Source organism: Acidovorax facilis (assembly GCF_023913775.1).
In the GTDB taxonomy this organism is placed as follows: Bacteria; Pseudomonadota; Gammaproteobacteria; order Burkholderiales; family Burkholderiaceae_C; genus Acidovorax; species Acidovorax facilis.
In genome coordinates this window covers 1-13,889 of sequence record NZ_JAMXAX010000143.1, presented here as the reverse complement: position 1 = coordinate 13,889, position 13,889 = coordinate 1, and the positions used below count along the sequence as shown (strand labels likewise).

The following is a 13,889-nucleotide window of genomic DNA, read 5'->3' as shown; positions in this document are numbered from 1 at the left end:
CAACGCTGAGCCAGCGCGCAAACAACGCGATCGTCGCCACGCAAACTGCATCCACCTTCTTCATCATGCCCGCGATATTCGCGGGACATGTGGCTCAACTCAAGATGCCTCGGCTGGACGCTTACCGTTGAGCTTCCAGTACTGAGTTAGATCGGTCTCGATGGCCTTCAAGAGCCCGCGGATGTTGTCCACGGACATGCTGGTTGAGACATGGGCGGCAATTAGGTCCACAGCAATGCGCAGGTGCCCAGGTTCGATCTCCGTGAAGAGCTTGTAGGCCTCGGGTAGCTTCATCAGCTTGGCAGAGCCCGCGATGGTCATCCCATCCTCGCCTGCAGCCTCCTTGATCGCATCCAGCAGCGAGTGCGAATCCAGCGAGGATGGCTGGGTGATGCAGATCGCCAGCAGTACCTGCCGATTCTGCGACGTCGGTAGCTTCGGCACGGCCTTGCGAAACACAGTCCGCCAGATCTTCTCCCGATAGTCCTGCACGGCCCGGCTCGGCTCCGCACTCGCTTCAGCCTGCTTCTTGGTAGAAGCCGCTGCAGAGGCCTTGCTAGCTGGAGCGCCGCCCGGCTTGCTGATCCCCGCCTTCGTGCCTGTTCCCTGAGCCTTCGCGGGCCCGCTGGCCGCCGCTTTCTCTGCCTCAGCCGCCTCCCTTTCCTTTTTTCGGGCATCGACGTGTTGAGAATTGCAAGGTACGTTCATGCACAGGTTCTTGAACACCTTGCCGAGCTTGTCCGGAGCGGCAGAAACCGCCGCACCAAAATGCTCGCAGGTCCTGCAGGCCAAGGCCTGCTCCGCGCCCACACCCTTCAGGCCATCCGCGTGCAGCGGAATGACAGTCAGGTTCTCACCCGGGCGCACAATCCGCACCACCTGAAACTCTTCCTTGAGGCTGTCGGCCGTGGCCTGCAGCTGCTCATCCGTCTTCGTGTCGTAGCACTGCTTGTTGGTGCACCTGCCATCGGAGATGGCCACGCCGAAAAGCGCAGACTGGCGAGAGCTGTTGTGATGGCACGGGCCGCAGTCCGACTTGTCGAAGATGGCCTTATCCAGGAGCAGCGAAGCAGACTCAAGATAGGCCCGCAACTCCACCACCGTCCACATCTTCTCCTGCTTGAGAAGGTGATCCAGCGCGGAATCCTGGGTCTCCTTACGGCAGGCCGCCAGCAACTCAGCATGGCCGAGGTTCAGGACTTTGTGCTGCAGAGCGTCACGTACCTTCTCCGAGGCGTTCATGAGGGCGAGCCGCTTCTCAAGTGTGGGCAGTGACCAGCCCATCCGTTTTGCCGCCTCGGGGCGGTCGCCCTTGCAATCTGCAAGTGTCTTGGCTGCGCCTTCCGCCTCCTCGACCGGAGTCATTGGCTCACGCTCAATGTTCTCAGTCAGCGCAGCGGCGTTCGCGAAGGCTTGGTCGCCTTTGCGTACCAGCGCTGGCATGAGGCCCTCAGGGCCATACACGGCGCCGAAGGCTCGATGGCGGCGTCCACCAGCGACGAGCTCATAGCGGCCATCCGCAAGCTCTCGCAGGAGCACAGGGGTGTGAAGGCCTTGGGCACGAATCGACGCTTCGAGCGACCGTTGTCGGTCCGGATCGAAATGCTTGCGCGGATTGTCCCCGAGGACAATGTCCGCCCACTTCACCTTCATCAGTTCGCCCTCGGGCGCCGCTGGGACTTCTATCGTGTTTTCCATGGGTAACCTTTCAAAAAACCAGCTGCGGGATGCAGCTACCTGGTCTTTTGATCGGCGCCGCAGGATAACGACCGCCCGACCAGGCGCTGGGGGGATCTCATGACCTTTGGACTTGAAGGGAGGACGCTTGGGTCAGCGACCGATGCACAAAGAAAAAACCCAGGTCACCGATGAGGTGACGCTGGGTTTTGGGGATGTGCTCAAGCAAGGATGCGGGGTTGGAAGAATCCCAAGGCAACCTCAGCGAGGTCGAGCGAAGGCTCTGCAAAGGGCTTGTAGCTCGCGGTTCGCCCGGCGCTGGATGGACCGCTTCCATGCTGCGCAGGTAGGCGAAGCTCAGTGATCTCGAATGTGGCCAGCTTGTAGCCGCGGCGCGGATCGATCTTGCACGTGAATGCGCAGGAACGGCGAAGCAGCTGGTTGAGCTCGACCTGATCGCGGAAGGCGCCTCGTTCGACTTGCATGGTGCAGTTGTGCGAACACTCGGGAAGCAGGCTCATCTTGTTGAGCTTCTTGAACTTGTCTTCGTCGGACAGCTGCAGTAGCCCAGGAATGGATCCGCCGTTGCATTCGTAGAACTGGTCCGCGAGGTTTTTGAGGATGAAGGTGACTTTCATGATTTTCTCCAGGGGGAAGGTGCGTGGAACGCGTTGTTTGAGACCGCGGCGCGGTCCTTCACCATGGATTGAGCGTTGCCACCAGATAACGCCTGCAGGGCTCTGAGATTTGTTGCGATTGTCTGTATTGCACAATACAATTGTTACGTGCTCCATTCCACATGAGCGCCAAGCTGTTCCAAACCATGCCCTCATATCGCCCGTCCACGCGAGAGTTTGAAAGCCCAACCTCGGAGACCTATTCAGAGCTGCAGGCGGCATACGACTTCTTCAACGCAGAGCTTTTCGCGGGCGAGCTGCCGGCGTGCCTCATAACGCTGCAGCGAGAAAAGCGAAGCTACGGGTACTTCTCGGCGGAGCGGTTTCAACGGGCGGATGGAACGCGCACGGACGAGATCGCGATGAACCCCACTTACTTTGCGACGCTGCCTCTGGTCGAGATCCTCCAGACGCTGTGCCACGAGATGGTGCACCTGTGGCAGCACCACAAGGGAAACCCTGGGCGCGCCCGGTACCACAACATGGAGTGGGGGCAAAAGATGAAATCGATCGGCCTTATGCCCTCAGACACCGGCCAGCCAGGCGGAAAAGTGGTCGGAGACTGTATGGCCGACTATCCCATTGCGGGTGGCCCATTCGTGACCGCATGCGAGAAGCTGCTGACCCGGGACTTTCAGATCTCGTGGCACGACAGGTTCCCTTCCGCGCGCGTCGTACTGACCAGCCAGCAGAGCTATGGCCTGTCGATGGACTTGCCGGTGGCGCTGCTCGCCGTTGCCGGGGTGCAGGCGGCCGTGGCGTTGGGAGAATCCCTCGAGCACGCGGGGCAGGATAGGCCGCAAGAGGCACTGCGACCCAACAAGAGCCTTCGCGATAAGTACCAATGCGCATGCCGGACCAACGTGTGGGGAAAGCCCGGGCTCAAGATCCGCTGTGAAGGATGCGGCCAGCTGTTCGAAGTCGTGTCGCCCTGAGGCGAGGCCGGCACAGCAGAAATGAAAAAGCGGCCCCGATGAAGGGACCGCTGTGAGAGGATGACCTAGAACAGCGCGAGCTGCTCACGGCGCTGGTTGACCACGTATTGCGTGGCCGACTCTGCGATGGGCGTGGGTGCGGGAGGCACCGACACCTCCTGTGGCGAAGACACGAGGTCTTCGGTAGCGGGCATGCTGAGGACCTCGCGCATTGCGCGGACTGCTCTTGGAAAGTAAAGACGCTTGTCCCATCCTCCCAAAACGTGCGCCGGCGTGACCCAGTGCGCCCACTCTGTCATCGCCAGCGAGTTGCCGTGAATGACGATGGCGGGCACATGGAGGAGAGAGAGCTGGACGTAGGCCATGTGGACGGCGGTCGAGTCGATATCCTGCAGCGTGGCGTGCAAGTAGTGCTGGTAGTTCACGTCCTGATCGAGCATGGCCTCGGCATAGGCGATGACCATGCCCCCGGCTCCGCAAGCGGGCTCATTGAGGGCGATGTGATCCTGCTGCTTGAGCTGTTCCTTCACATCGCCTGCTGTCATGCGGGCCATGAGGCTTGAGACGGGGTAGGGGGTGAAGAACTGGCCCTTGCCGCGTTCGCCAAGCTCGAGCGACATGAACAGGTCTCCGAGTGCATCGCACATCCCGAGACTCAGCCACTCGACGAGCACCGCAAGCGCCTGACAAAACCGCGTGATTTCCTCTGGTTGGTACTTTGCAACGATCTCAAGGTACCGCTTCTCGCGGGCATCTCGGTGGATGGGATCCACGGCGTTGCTGAAAGAGAGTGCAGAGACTTCGCAGAAGTCGGAGAAGACTGTGTCCAGTCGGTGCGTCCGGGCATTGGCGCGCAGGAGGTCGCCCATGTCTTTTGCGTGAGAGCGGGGCCCTGAAACGAGTTTGTGAGGTTTTTTGGAGGAGGACATAACTTCGGGAATGGGATGGAAAAAAGGCCACAACCGAATGGCTGTGGCCTTTTGGGAATCGCGCCCGACTGGGGATCGGTGGCGCAACGTGAAAGCTGGTCGTGATCGCTAGAGAAGCCCTTGGAAGCCCTCAAGCCATTCAGGGCCCAGCTGGTTTCGGATCTGACGAAGCAGGGAACCGTCGGGTATCGATTCGTCCTGGCCAGAAGCCCAGGCGGCCGACAGCGCTGCTTTCCATTCCTGACCATGCTTGGCGGCGAAGCGCTCCAGGGCCTGGAACTGGGCAGCCGACAATTCGTCGCGTAGAGTCGCGGGCGGCTGGAAGGGCTCCGCGTGCGTCTTCAGTTCGTCCGCGAGGGTGTTCCACTCGGTCGTTTTGCACGCCGGTGCATCCGGCTCAGGCCAGCACACGGGCGAGAAATGAGCATCTGGCCGTGGGTAGATCAGCAGCGCGTCTGGTCCGGCGGGCTCGCCGGCAGAGGGGAAGACTTGGAACGGATAGCGAGCGCGGCCGTCTGTGGTGCAGACGGGCAGGCTGCCGTGCCCTTTGGAGATGAGCTCCAGGGTCACTGCGTGGAGGTCGAAGACGGTCAAAGTGTGGAGTCGGGGAATGATCGTAGAGGGCATGTGGAAATCTCGTGCGTGAAGAAAAAAAGGCCACAACCGTGAGGTCGTGGCCTTTGCTGGAGGTGCCGACTGGAAAGTCAGAACCTGGGATCCTTACCAGGGACCGTCGTCGTGGCTGTCGTCGGCAGGAGGTGCCGAGCTGCCGTTCGAACCCGAACCCTTCCCTGCAAGTTGTGCAGGGGCGGAATTGCCGGATGGCTTGCTGCTCGGGAGCAGCTTCATGACGTTCGAGACGATCTCGTGCACGTACACGGTCTGGCCGTCCTTCTCGTAGGAACGAACACGAGGCGATCCAAGAATGAAGACGGGCGCGCCCTTCTTCAGGTGCTTTGCAGCAGTTTCCGCGTCGCGCCCGAGGACAACGACGTTGTGCCAGAAGGTTTTCTCTTCGCCTTGAATGAACTCGGATGTAGCCATCCGGAAGTTCACGACAGTTTTGGCTTCACGCGTGGTGCGTGATTCAGGGTCCGCGCCGAGGTAGCCGAGGAGGATAGTTGCAGAATACATGGTGAATTCCTATGAGGTGGGAGTGGGTTGAGAAGTCTCGCGAGCGGCGAGTACATCCTCATTTGTTGCGGTGTCGGAGATAACAAGGCCCGGGAGCTGCAGCTGCTTCGCGTGTGCCGCTGGCGCCGGTGTCGTCGCGGGTGGTGCTGGGCCCTCGAGTCGCGCAATGGCCTCAGCAACGATGAGCTCTCTCACCCGCCTGGAGAACCCGCTCTCGCGGGCCGGTGGGCGCCCGGCGTTGTAGCTGTCCTGGAGCTCGGCATCGACGCGACGAACCGCGAGGTAGAGCCACTCGTTGAACGCCGCATGGGTCTTCCAGATGCAGAGGGCCAGGCGGACGATGGTCTCGTCCAGGCTGATGGAGGTGCGGAAGGAATCATGACGTCGCACGCGGACCACGACGATGCCGCGGGCGTCGGGCACCAGGGATGTGTTGCTCATGGCTGGGGTTCGGGAGTGATTGCGAGCAACAATTTACCACCGAGGTAACAAAAAACAAAACGCGAGTATTTCTGAAGCCGCGCAAGTGGTTGCGCCAGCGATCAGCCCGGCTGTGCCGGGAAGGACTGGCCCAGCGAAGCTGGGCTACCGGGACTCGAGAGATCGTGGCAACGGGTTACCGAAGCGACCGCCCGGCTTCGCCGGGCGGGCTGGAACCCGCTGGACCGTGGCTCGCAGTTCGGGCTTGGATAACGGGTTGCACCGGAAACGTGAGCCCGGCCTACCGGCCGGGCGGGAGCCCGGGTCGATGGAAACTGAGCCCTGGTGCGAGCGGGTAACGGGTTACCTAAAGTGGCGCCCGGCAGCGCCGGGCGCGGTACGACCTCCATCAGTCGCGCCACCTCCCATTGTCGAGCGAGGTTTGGGTTGCCTAGGCCGCAGGATGCGTAACGGGTTACCCGGTCGAGTGTGCCCGGCTGTGCCGGGCAGAGTCGACGAAGGAGTGATGCCGCGATTCTCCGGCTTGGCGGATCACATGAACCCAGTGCAACTCAGAACGTAGTGCAACAGGTTACCCCGGAAAGGAAAGGGGAGCTCCCGCAGGGAAAAAAGACAATCGAAAAGCACAACAAGAGAGCATTACTGCGAAGTTTTGTCCAATGAGTTGGACAAGAATGGAGCAAGGGGGGAAGGAGAGTGGAGAAATGCGAAGAGTAGAAACGAGAGCGAGAGGCAGAGCGAGGAGGAGAGAGAAGGCGAGAAATCGAGAGCATTACAGCGATGGAATCGCTGTGGGGAGGGAGAAGGGAAGAGCGGGAGATTCGCGACAGGCGAGGGAAGGCGATGTGCGAGAAATGGCGCCATTCGAACCAGGCGCAACACTTCGAGTAGAGACGCACCACTGAGGGTGGTGGTGCGGATACACCGGGGCACGTGAACTATGAGAACTCACGCGGAGGAGGGGAGGGGAGTATCGAGATCTTCGAACCGCCAAACGACCTTGGGATGAAATCGACGGTCCACGTCGTATCCCGCAACCTGCAGGTTCTGTACGATAGCCTCGTGGATCACCAGAAGATCAGCGGAGGTGTCATCGGCGCGGCCTTCGTTCTTAGAACTGGACAGTTTTGATACTCGGCTGATTCTATTGAGGCACTCGATTATCGATTCTCGCTCGGCTGTAAGAGACTTGAAGTTGAGAATCACATCCGTCACGAGTTGCCGGTTGGGAAAATCTGCTAGTCCGGCACCCACCATGTCCGGATGAAATCGAGTGACAGTCCGCGTGTAGCTGCGACCTGTGCCAGTTGAGAACCAGCGCACTAAGGCCGGAGTATTGGGGCGACCATCGTGCTTCCGATACCAGCGAATATCGAGCTTCCCGTGCATGGGAGGCTGGCCAATCCTCAGGAGAAGCGCCGAATAGTCGATTAGCTCATCGATTTTGTGAAGTCGATCAAAGAGCCCAGCGATTCCCACGCCAAGTTCTGTGTTTTTAAGCTCGGCCCACTGCGAGTCGCGGCGACTGCCAGGAGAAGCGCCAGGTTCAGGAAGGCGGAATCGGGCATTGGGAGAACTGAAAACCATTGAATGCTCTCAAACTTTTGATATCCGGGCTGGGCCGCGCTCCAGCGGCACAGCTGCCCCGTTGCGAGGACGTAACAATTCTAGAACATCCGCACCGTGCAGAAATCGTGCATGCGTATTGACGTGCGCCACGCCGCTGGAGCGCGTGCGGCTCCGGCGAAATCGGGCCCGTGATTCCGATGCCTTGCGGCCACTACTCGCGATTGGCTAAGGGCTTGCAAGCATGCGAGACTTGGCGCGGGGGGCCTCGACCGAGGCTAGCGGGAGCATGTGGCGACCCCTAATAAGTTATGTAAGCGCGCCAGGACGCGGGTAGCTCAGTCGGCACCGAGTGCGGCCAGGTCGCGGGGCGTAGGTTGGTAACAAATATTATTTGGTGCTGCTACAATGCACCCGTATCAAAAAAAGGAATGTTGCTGTGCCAAAGCTCATCAAGGAAGTGTGCGGAGCCATCGTCAGTGGTGCTTTGATCGTTTGGGTCGGGGCGATGTTGCTCACGAATGATCCCTGTGAGCGCCTTTCTCGATTCGACTGGCTTCCGGCCGCTGTCGTGCACGCTACGGTGTTCGTCGCTGAACCGTTCGTATCAAAGGGGACTGCAGGCGGGATAGGCGACTCCTTGAATGTCGTGCGAAACGGCTTGAATGGAATTTTTGCAAAAGTTGTACTCAGAAAGTCAACTGAGGAACTGAAGTGCAGCGCGCAGAAACCCTCGAATACTGCGAAAGAGGGTTTGACGGCTGAACCCGAGCGCCCCTCATCTGGCAACAAGAAGATCCCAGAAATAGAGGAAGCTCGAGAACTCTTGAATAGTCTCAAGCACCAGGCTCCGAAGGAAGAAGTTCCTGCTTCCAAGTGAAATACACACAATCCACTTTTCCAACCCGAGGTAATCGAATGAAACGAGTGTTTGCGCTGCTTGCTATTGCGGCTTCCATGTCGGTTTTTGCTGGCCCGAAAGAGGATGCCATCCTTGCCAAGATGAAGGAGATTACCAAGTCTCCGGGGATCTCTGTCCAGGCCACGCCCTTTCCGGACCTGTTTGAAGTGCACCTTGGGGGTGGAAACATTGTTTACACAAATCCAGCTGTGGACTATGTGATGCTTGGTAATCTTATCGACCCGAGTACTCAAAAGAATCTCACGGACGAGCGCCGCTCGGAATTGAATAAGGTTGATTTCAAATCGCTGCCGCTGGAGCGCGCGATTAAGACGGTGAAGGGGAACGGGCAGGCCAAGATTGCTGTTTTTGAAGACCCCAATTGTGGGTTCTGCAAACGGTTGCATTCGGAGCTCAAGAAAGTAGATAACGTAACCGTCTATACCTTCTTGATGCCTGTGCTTGGCGCCGACTCGGTTTCCAAGGCGCGTGGAATTTGGTGCGCCCCGAATCGAGCCAAGGCCTGGTCCGACATTATGAGTGGGGGGCCTATTCCTGATTCGAATTCTTCCTGTGACTCTTCGGTGGTCGATAAGAACCTGGAGCTCGGCAATACCTTGGGAATTCAAGGCACTCCCACTATCTTTCTGGCAGACGGCCGGCGCCTTCCCGGATTTGTTACTGCCGAGGAGTTGAAAAAGAACATCGCCTCTACGAAGTAGCAATAGCCTTCTCCTCCCCCCTTTGGCCCGTTCGACGGGCCTTTTTTTCGCCTGAAGCGCAGGATTGGCGCCAACGTGGGCGCGGAGAAGGTCTATTGCCGGTGCTGGGCGCCAAGATGGAAACACCGCTGTTGCCTTGCTTGGTGCTGACTGCCAGCCGGGCGCAGATTTGGCGCCAAAAGAGCGTAACAATGTTGCCAAGTAGCAAAAAACATTTATAATTTGATACGCAACATTTGTTATCACTACTGGAAAGCTATCTCATGACCTGTCCCGTGATTGGATTTGACCTTGGCCACTCTGCTTGCAAACTGACATTCGACGCTCCCGTTGGTGTGCGTCGCATGTTGTTCCCTTCCATCGCCTGCCTGGCCCAGGCAATCTCGAGTCCCGCAGAGGCAGAGAGGGCGAAGGCCGAAACGGTTGAAGTTGGCGGGCGGGATTGGTTTGTGGGTGACACGGCGCGGCATCAGGGGAAAGCGGCCACCGCGTCGGGCCTGAACGATCGTTGGGTGGAAACTGATGAGTTCGCCGCCCTTGTTGAACTTGCCAAGCGGCGCATCGGAGCGGCCGGGGTCAAGGGCCAGCAGTTCTGGATCGTCGGACTGCCGGTGGGATCGTATGTCCCTCATCGTGACGCTGTCGGGAAGCGGATGACCTCGATCCTTGGTCAGGATGCGCGGGTTCTGGTCATGCAGCAGCCGGACGCTGCCTACTTTGCGCACATCTACACACGGCAGGGCGGGCTGCGCCCAGGTGTCAGCCCGACGAACGAGTCTTGGGCGGTAGTAGACGTGGGCTACTTCACCACGGATTTCGTACTGTATGAGAACGGTCGCTACATCGAGTCCTGCTCCGGCCGATACGACGGCGTGCGGGTGGTGGCGGAAACCGTGATGCGCGCGCTCGAAGCCCGGGGCATTAAGCGTACGCTTATCGACATCGAGCGCATCTTGCCAGTTGGGAAGCTCCGCCACATGGGAGAAGAGGTGGACGTCTCCATGGAGATCGACGATGCCTTCGCTCAATTGTTCTCCAACATCTTTGACCAGGCGTCACGCCTGCTCGGTGATCGTGTTGAGCTGCTTTCTGGGGTGCTGGTCGCGGGTGGCTCTGCCTCGGCACTTGCGACACGCATGAAAGCTGTGTGGCGTCACACGCGTCTTGTGAGCGACGACCACCAGGAGGACTGTGCAGCCCTTCATGGGTCGCGCTTCATCATCAGCGAGGGCTACTACCGCTATGGCAAGGCCAAGCAGTACCTCGAGGGTATGAATCTGGCCACTGCGGGGTGAACATGGCGAACTGGATCAGAGACAGCGAACCCCTGGAGTCCATACGCGTTTCCTTCCGGGCGGACCCGTACCGGGACCAGGCGGTGCATCAAGCACTGTCGAAGCTGCCGTTCCGTGCGGGCGGCGCGTTCGTGCGATTCGCTACCGCCCAGGCGATCGCTGCGGGCCTGGTGAATGTGGACGACTTTCTGCGCGGCCTAGCGCCTCAACGGGCACCCCGCGCTGTACGCCCCCCCACCCAAGTGGCACCGCCGATGCCTGCCGATGCTCAACGCGTCCCGCAGCCACCAGGCGCGCAGCGCGAGGTCCCTGAGGCGAAGCGCCCGACGACGGATGCTGAGTTGGACGCCCTTCGCGCCACTACGCGCTTCTAGAGGGGGTGATTCATGGTGAATTTGATTCTGTCTGCGCTGCTTGTGTGCTTTGGCGCCCAAGCATTCGCCAATCCGATTGGCGGCGTGGAAGGAACGGTCGTGGGCGTGGTGGACGGGGACACGTTGGATGTTTCGACCGGCACCGTGGTGTACCGCGTGCGTCTCGCGGCGATTGACGCGCCCGAACGATCGCAGGCGTTCGGTCAACGAGCCAAACACGAGCTCGCGGCGATGGTGCACGGCCGACGTGTCTCGCTGCGTTGCAGCAAGCAGGAGCGAAGGCCCGAAGGGCAACGAAGTCGCGAGATCTGCACGGTGTTCAGCGGCGGCAGGGACATCAACTTGTCGCTGGTATCCCTGGGCTGGGCCTGGCACTACAAGGCCTACGCACGAGAGCAGTCAAGCGCAGACCGGAATGCCTATGAGGCAGCGGAGGCCTCAGCACGCGCAAGTGCCCGGGGCCTGTGGGAGGACCGAAATGTTGTGGCTCCATGGGCCTATCGGCGTGATCTGAGAAAAGGAGTACGGGAATGAAGTCAGTGGAGGAACTAAAGCGGGATGTGCTGCCGGCACTGTTCGCGGACTCATCCAGGGTCGCGGAGTACGGAGACGGCGCATCGGGCAAGGAGGCTCTGCAGGCGCTCTCCGACTTGATGGAGCGGGGTGCAGTCTCGCGGCTGGCGGAGGCGATCGAGGCGATCGTGAACAAGCTCTCCGACGCTGATCCCAAGCAAATTGCCAAGGCGCCTAACTGGCTCGACAAGCTGCTGGGCCGCCATGTGGAGCGTCGCGTCCGGTACGACGTGGCGAGAAAGTCTCTCGATGAGCTTATCCAGGCGGCAGCTGGCATTGAGCAATCGGTGCGGGACACCTTGCGGATGGTGGACCAGACCCTGTCGACCCACGAAGTAGAGACAGCACGCCTTGACGATCTCATCCGCGCCGGCCAGGAGTACCTGGACGAGAACCCCCAGGCGGGGATGGCAGCTGCTGGACAGCTGGAGTTCGACAAGCCGCGCGAGCGATTTGCCAGAAAGCTGGCGAACCTCGCTACCTTGCGCGCTTCCCACGCCATGTCGTTCATGCAGATGAAGCTCACGCGGGCTCAGGCGGTGGACATGCTGGATCGATTCGCTGAAACCAAGAGCGTGCTCGTGCCCGTTTGGCGTCAGCACACGCTGGCCCTGATCACCTCGAAGCACATGGATCCGGCCATGGTTGGCGAGGCTGCGAAGGCTCACACGGCGCTCATGCGAAGCCTCTCGAAGAGCCTTGAAGGCGTCAAGTAATACCCCAGGAGATCAACATGAAAAGTTCCATTGCTACCCGCCCAGGAAACTCCCTCGTGACACTCGACGAAGGCGAGCTGCGCAAGCTCGGTCTCACGGCCGCCGACCTGGCCGAGATCTCCCAGGTTGCGATGCGCATCCAGCCAGAAAACCCGCTCACCGTCTCAGAGTTCGGTCGGGACGTCGGCGAGCACACTTCTCGCTATGCGGACAGCTTGCTGGACCAGGTGCGCAACCGTGACCTCGACGTCGCTGGCGAGAAGCTCTCCGCTGTAGTGCATGTCGCCAAGCGGATGAACCTCGGGGTGCTCTCGGACAAGCGCTCTCGCCTGCCTATCGTGGGTCCCTTGGTTGACCGGATTCGCCTGCGCTCTGGCCGCATCGTGGGGGAATTCGACAGCACCCGCCAGCAGATCGATAGCCTTGTGCGGGAAGTGGAAGCAACGCAATCCGGTATTCGCGAGCGGAACGCGGGGCTGGAGGATATGCACGTCGGAGTCCGGGAAGAGCACCGCCTCCTCGGTATCCATGTCGCAGCGGGGAAGATGCGGCTTGCCGAGGTCCGGGCGCAACTCGTCCAGTTGCGAGAAGGTGGCCAGGGGGATATCCAGGCTGCGCACGAGGTCGCGGACCTCGAAACGGTGGCCACCAATCTGGAGAAGCGGATCAACGACCTGATGGTGCTGCAGCACTCCGCCCTGCAGAGCCTGCCAATGATTCGGCTGATTCAGTCGAACAACCAGATGCTTGCGGACAAGTTCCACACGGTCCGGGAGATCACTGTACCCGCCTGGAAGCGCCAGTTCATGCTGAAGCTGACGCTCAATGAGCAGCGCAATGCGGTGGAACTCGCGGACACCATCGACAACACGACAAATGACCTGCTCAAGCGCAATGCTGCCCTGCTGCACCGCAACTCCGTCGAGACAGCAAAAGCGAATCAGCGACTGGTCATCGATGTGGACACGCTGCGCGAGGTTCAGACCACGTTGATCAAGTCGGTCGAAGACGTCATCCGCATTCACCACGAAGGGATCCAGAGCTTCCGGCAGGCCGAGGCACAGATAGAGAGCATGCGAAGCGACCTGCAAGCCAAGTTGTCGCGTACACCGGCGGCGGGGACAGTTTCTTACCAGGAGGCGGCATGAGATCGAGTGCTTCCGTTGATGCCAAACTCGCCGTATCGGAGCTTGCGAGCCGCCGCGAACGATGGGCACTGGGCCAGACGCGGGCGACCTGGATAGTGCTCGGGATGCTGGTGGTCACCGTGTGCGCCGCGGTGCTCGTTGGCCAGGTCGGTCCCCAGTCGGCGATATCCGAGATTCAGGTCCCCGAGTCCCTTGGAACTGCCCTCAGAATGGCTGGGAGCGGTGGTACAGGGCACAGTCCCGAACTAGCAGCGGTCTTCGAGCAGCTGGATGGCTTTGCCAGCGGGTATATGGTGAAGGCGCTCGCAGTAGCAATGCTGCTAACAGGCCTCGCGGTGGGGGTAACCAAACAGTCGATCATGGCCCCAATCGTTGGCATATCGACAGCATGTACGCTGGCACTCATGCCGTCGATGCTCGACTCTATGGGAGGGGATTCCAAAGGCCGTTCGCTGGCCGTCATCGCGCAAGAAGCCATTGAACGGCACGATGCCGTAGGTCTTCGCTCCATCGTTGCAGATCTGGACCGAGCCGTGCAGCTGGAGGGTGAATTCGTACTTGCCCAGATGGGCCCTCGGAAGGGGGAGCAACCGCGTCAGTCGCAGGCAAAAGCGGTACTGGCGAAGCTCGCTGGGCAGAAAGCGTTCCAGCCGAGGGCTGATGTTCTGTATGCCCTAGGAGGCCGTCGGACTTGAGCCGCGCGGGTCTATTGCGTCGACCCCGCAGCGCCGTTCGCGGCGGCGCGAGGCGGAGTCTGCCTTTTCGACTCGGCTGAGACCGCTGCGAGTCGCCCAAGACCCG

The 13,889-nt window shown here is 60.2% G+C and carries 15 protein-coding genes; 8 read left to right on the top strand and 7 right to left on the bottom strand.

Translation table 11 applies throughout. The features are described 5' to 3' along the window. Window positions 1-99: 99 nt before the first annotated feature. On the bottom strand, window positions 100-1,698 hold the full coding sequence (locus NFX52_RS25790; RefSeq protein WP_055399899.1) for a PRTRC system ParB family protein: 1,599 nt from the start codon (window positions 1,696-1,698) through the stop codon (window positions 100-102). Window positions 1,699-1,898: 200 nt separating this feature from the next. Next, on the bottom strand, window positions 1,899-2,315 hold the full coding sequence (locus NFX52_RS25785; protein ID WP_055399897.1) for a hypothetical protein: 417 nt from the start codon (window positions 2,313-2,315) through the stop codon (window positions 1,899-1,901). A 161-nt stretch (window positions 2,316-2,476) separates the two neighbouring features. On the opposite strand from NFX52_RS25785, the gene NFX52_RS25780 reads away from it, so the two are divergent. Beyond that, window positions 2,477-3,289: a SprT-like domain-containing protein gene (locus NFX52_RS25780; protein WP_055399895.1), complete on the top strand. Its 813-nt coding sequence runs from the start codon at window positions 2,477-2,479 to the stop codon at window positions 3,287-3,289. Window positions 3,290-3,354: 65 nt separating this feature from the next. Here NFX52_RS25780 and NFX52_RS25775 read toward each other — a convergent pair whose 3' ends face one another. The 5 genes from NFX52_RS25775 to NFX52_RS25755 all read right to left on the bottom strand — a co-directional run bounded on the left by NFX52_RS25775 (window position 3,355) and on the right by NFX52_RS25755 (window position 7,380). Next, on the bottom strand, window positions 3,355-3,909 hold the full coding sequence (locus tag NFX52_RS25775) for an N-6 DNA methylase (protein ID WP_162239778.1): 555 nt from the start codon (window positions 3,907-3,909) through the stop codon (window positions 3,355-3,357). Between the two features lie 417 nt (window positions 3,910-4,326). Beyond that, window positions 4,327-4,812: a hypothetical protein gene (locus tag NFX52_RS25770; RefSeq protein WP_156358785.1), complete on the bottom strand. Its 486-nt coding sequence runs from the start codon at window positions 4,810-4,812 to the stop codon at window positions 4,327-4,329. A 126-nt stretch (window positions 4,813-4,938) separates the two neighbouring features. Next, complete coding sequence (locus NFX52_RS25765) at window positions 4,939-5,352, bottom strand: single-stranded DNA-binding protein (RefSeq protein WP_055399889.1); 414 nt, start codon at window positions 5,350-5,352, stop codon at window positions 4,939-4,941. A 9-nt stretch (window positions 5,353-5,361) separates the two neighbouring features. Beyond that, window positions 5,362-5,793, bottom strand: a complete 432-nt coding sequence (locus NFX52_RS25760) for a hypothetical protein (RefSeq protein ID WP_055399887.1) — start codon at window positions 5,791-5,793, stop codon at window positions 5,362-5,364. A gap of 948 nt (window positions 5,794-6,741) precedes the next feature. Beyond that, window positions 6,742-7,380, bottom strand: a complete 639-nt coding sequence (locus tag NFX52_RS25755) for a hypothetical protein (RefSeq protein ID WP_156358784.1) — start codon at window positions 7,378-7,380, stop codon at window positions 6,742-6,744. Between the two features lie 418 nt (window positions 7,381-7,798). Between NFX52_RS25755 and NFX52_RS25750 the strand changes: the two genes are divergently transcribed. From NFX52_RS25750 to traA, 7 genes are all read left to right on the top strand, one after another. After that, complete coding sequence (locus tag NFX52_RS25750; protein WP_156358783.1) at window positions 7,799-8,239, top strand: hypothetical protein; 441 nt, start codon at window positions 7,799-7,801, stop codon at window positions 8,237-8,239. A 38-nt stretch (window positions 8,240-8,277) separates the two neighbouring features. Beyond that, on the top strand, window positions 8,278-8,982 hold the full coding sequence (locus NFX52_RS25745; protein WP_055399882.1) for a DsbC family protein: 705 nt from the start codon (window positions 8,278-8,280) through the stop codon (window positions 8,980-8,982). 263 nt (window positions 8,983-9,245) lie between these two features. Continuing rightward, on the top strand, window positions 9,246-10,277 hold the full coding sequence (locus tag NFX52_RS25740; protein ID WP_162239777.1) for a ParM/StbA family protein: 1,032 nt from the start codon (window positions 9,246-9,248) through the stop codon (window positions 10,275-10,277). Between the two features lie 386 nt (window positions 10,278-10,663). Continuing rightward, window positions 10,664-11,185, top strand: a complete 522-nt coding sequence (locus tag NFX52_RS25735) for a thermonuclease family protein (protein ID WP_055399877.1) — start codon at window positions 10,664-10,666, stop codon at window positions 11,183-11,185. Beyond that, on the top strand, window positions 11,182-11,940 hold the full coding sequence (locus NFX52_RS25730) for a toxic anion resistance protein (RefSeq protein WP_055399875.1): 759 nt from the start codon (window positions 11,182-11,184) through the stop codon (window positions 11,938-11,940). The genes NFX52_RS25735 and NFX52_RS25730 overlap by 4 nt, the downstream gene beginning before the upstream one ends. Window positions 11,941-11,957: 17 nt before the next feature. Beyond that, entirely contained in the window at window positions 11,958-13,088 is a 1,131-nt protein-coding gene (locus NFX52_RS25725; RefSeq protein WP_289781630.1) for a toxic anion resistance protein, read from the top strand. Then, window positions 13,085-13,783, top strand: coding sequence for a TraA family conjugative transfer protein (gene traA / locus NFX52_RS25720; protein ID WP_055399871.1), 699 nt, complete (start codon window positions 13,085-13,087; stop codon window positions 13,781-13,783). Before NFX52_RS25725 ends, traA begins: the two co-directional genes overlap by 4 nt. The last annotated feature ends 106 nt before the right edge of the window (window positions 13,784-13,889 follow it).

Coding starts and splice junctions, on each gene's coding strand:
- NFX52_RS25790 (WP_055399899.1), bottom strand. CDS start 1,698: ATGGAAAACACGATAGAAGTCCCAGCGGCGCCCGAGGGCGAACTGATG.
- NFX52_RS25785 (WP_055399897.1), bottom strand. CDS start 2,315: ATGAAAGTCACCTTCATCCTCAAAAACCTCGCGGACCAGTTCTACGAA.
- NFX52_RS25780 (WP_055399895.1), top strand. CDS start 2,477: ATGAGCGCCAAGCTGTTCCAAACCATGCCCTCATATCGCCCGTCCACG.
- NFX52_RS25775 (WP_162239778.1), bottom strand. CDS start 3,909: ATGTCGCTCGAGCTTGGCGAACGCGGCAAGGGCCAGTTCTTCACCCCC.
- NFX52_RS25765 (WP_055399889.1), bottom strand. CDS start 5,352: ATGTATTCTGCAACTATCCTCCTCGGCTACCTCGGCGCGGACCCTGAA.
- NFX52_RS25760 (WP_055399887.1), bottom strand. CDS start 5,793: ATGAGCAACACATCCCTGGTGCCCGACGCCCGCGGCATCGTCGTGGTC.
- NFX52_RS25755 (WP_156358784.1), bottom strand. CDS start 7,380: ATGGTTTTCAGTTCTCCCAATGCCCGATTCCGCCTTCCTGAACCTGGC.
- NFX52_RS25745 (WP_055399882.1), top strand. CDS start 8,278: ATGAAACGAGTGTTTGCGCTGCTTGCTATTGCGGCTTCCATGTCGGTT.
- NFX52_RS25740 (WP_162239777.1), top strand. CDS start 9,246: ATGACCTGTCCCGTGATTGGATTTGACCTTGGCCACTCTGCTTGCAAA.
- NFX52_RS25735 (WP_055399877.1), top strand. CDS start 10,664: ATGGTGAATTTGATTCTGTCTGCGCTGCTTGTGTGCTTTGGCGCCCAA.
- NFX52_RS25730 (WP_055399875.1), top strand. CDS start 11,182: ATGAAGTCAGTGGAGGAACTAAAGCGGGATGTGCTGCCGGCACTGTTC.
- NFX52_RS25725 (WP_289781630.1), top strand. CDS start 11,958: ATGAAAAGTTCCATTGCTACCCGCCCAGGAAACTCCCTCGTGACACTC.
- traA (WP_055399871.1), top strand. CDS start 13,085: ATGAGATCGAGTGCTTCCGTTGATGCCAAACTCGCCGTATCGGAGCTT.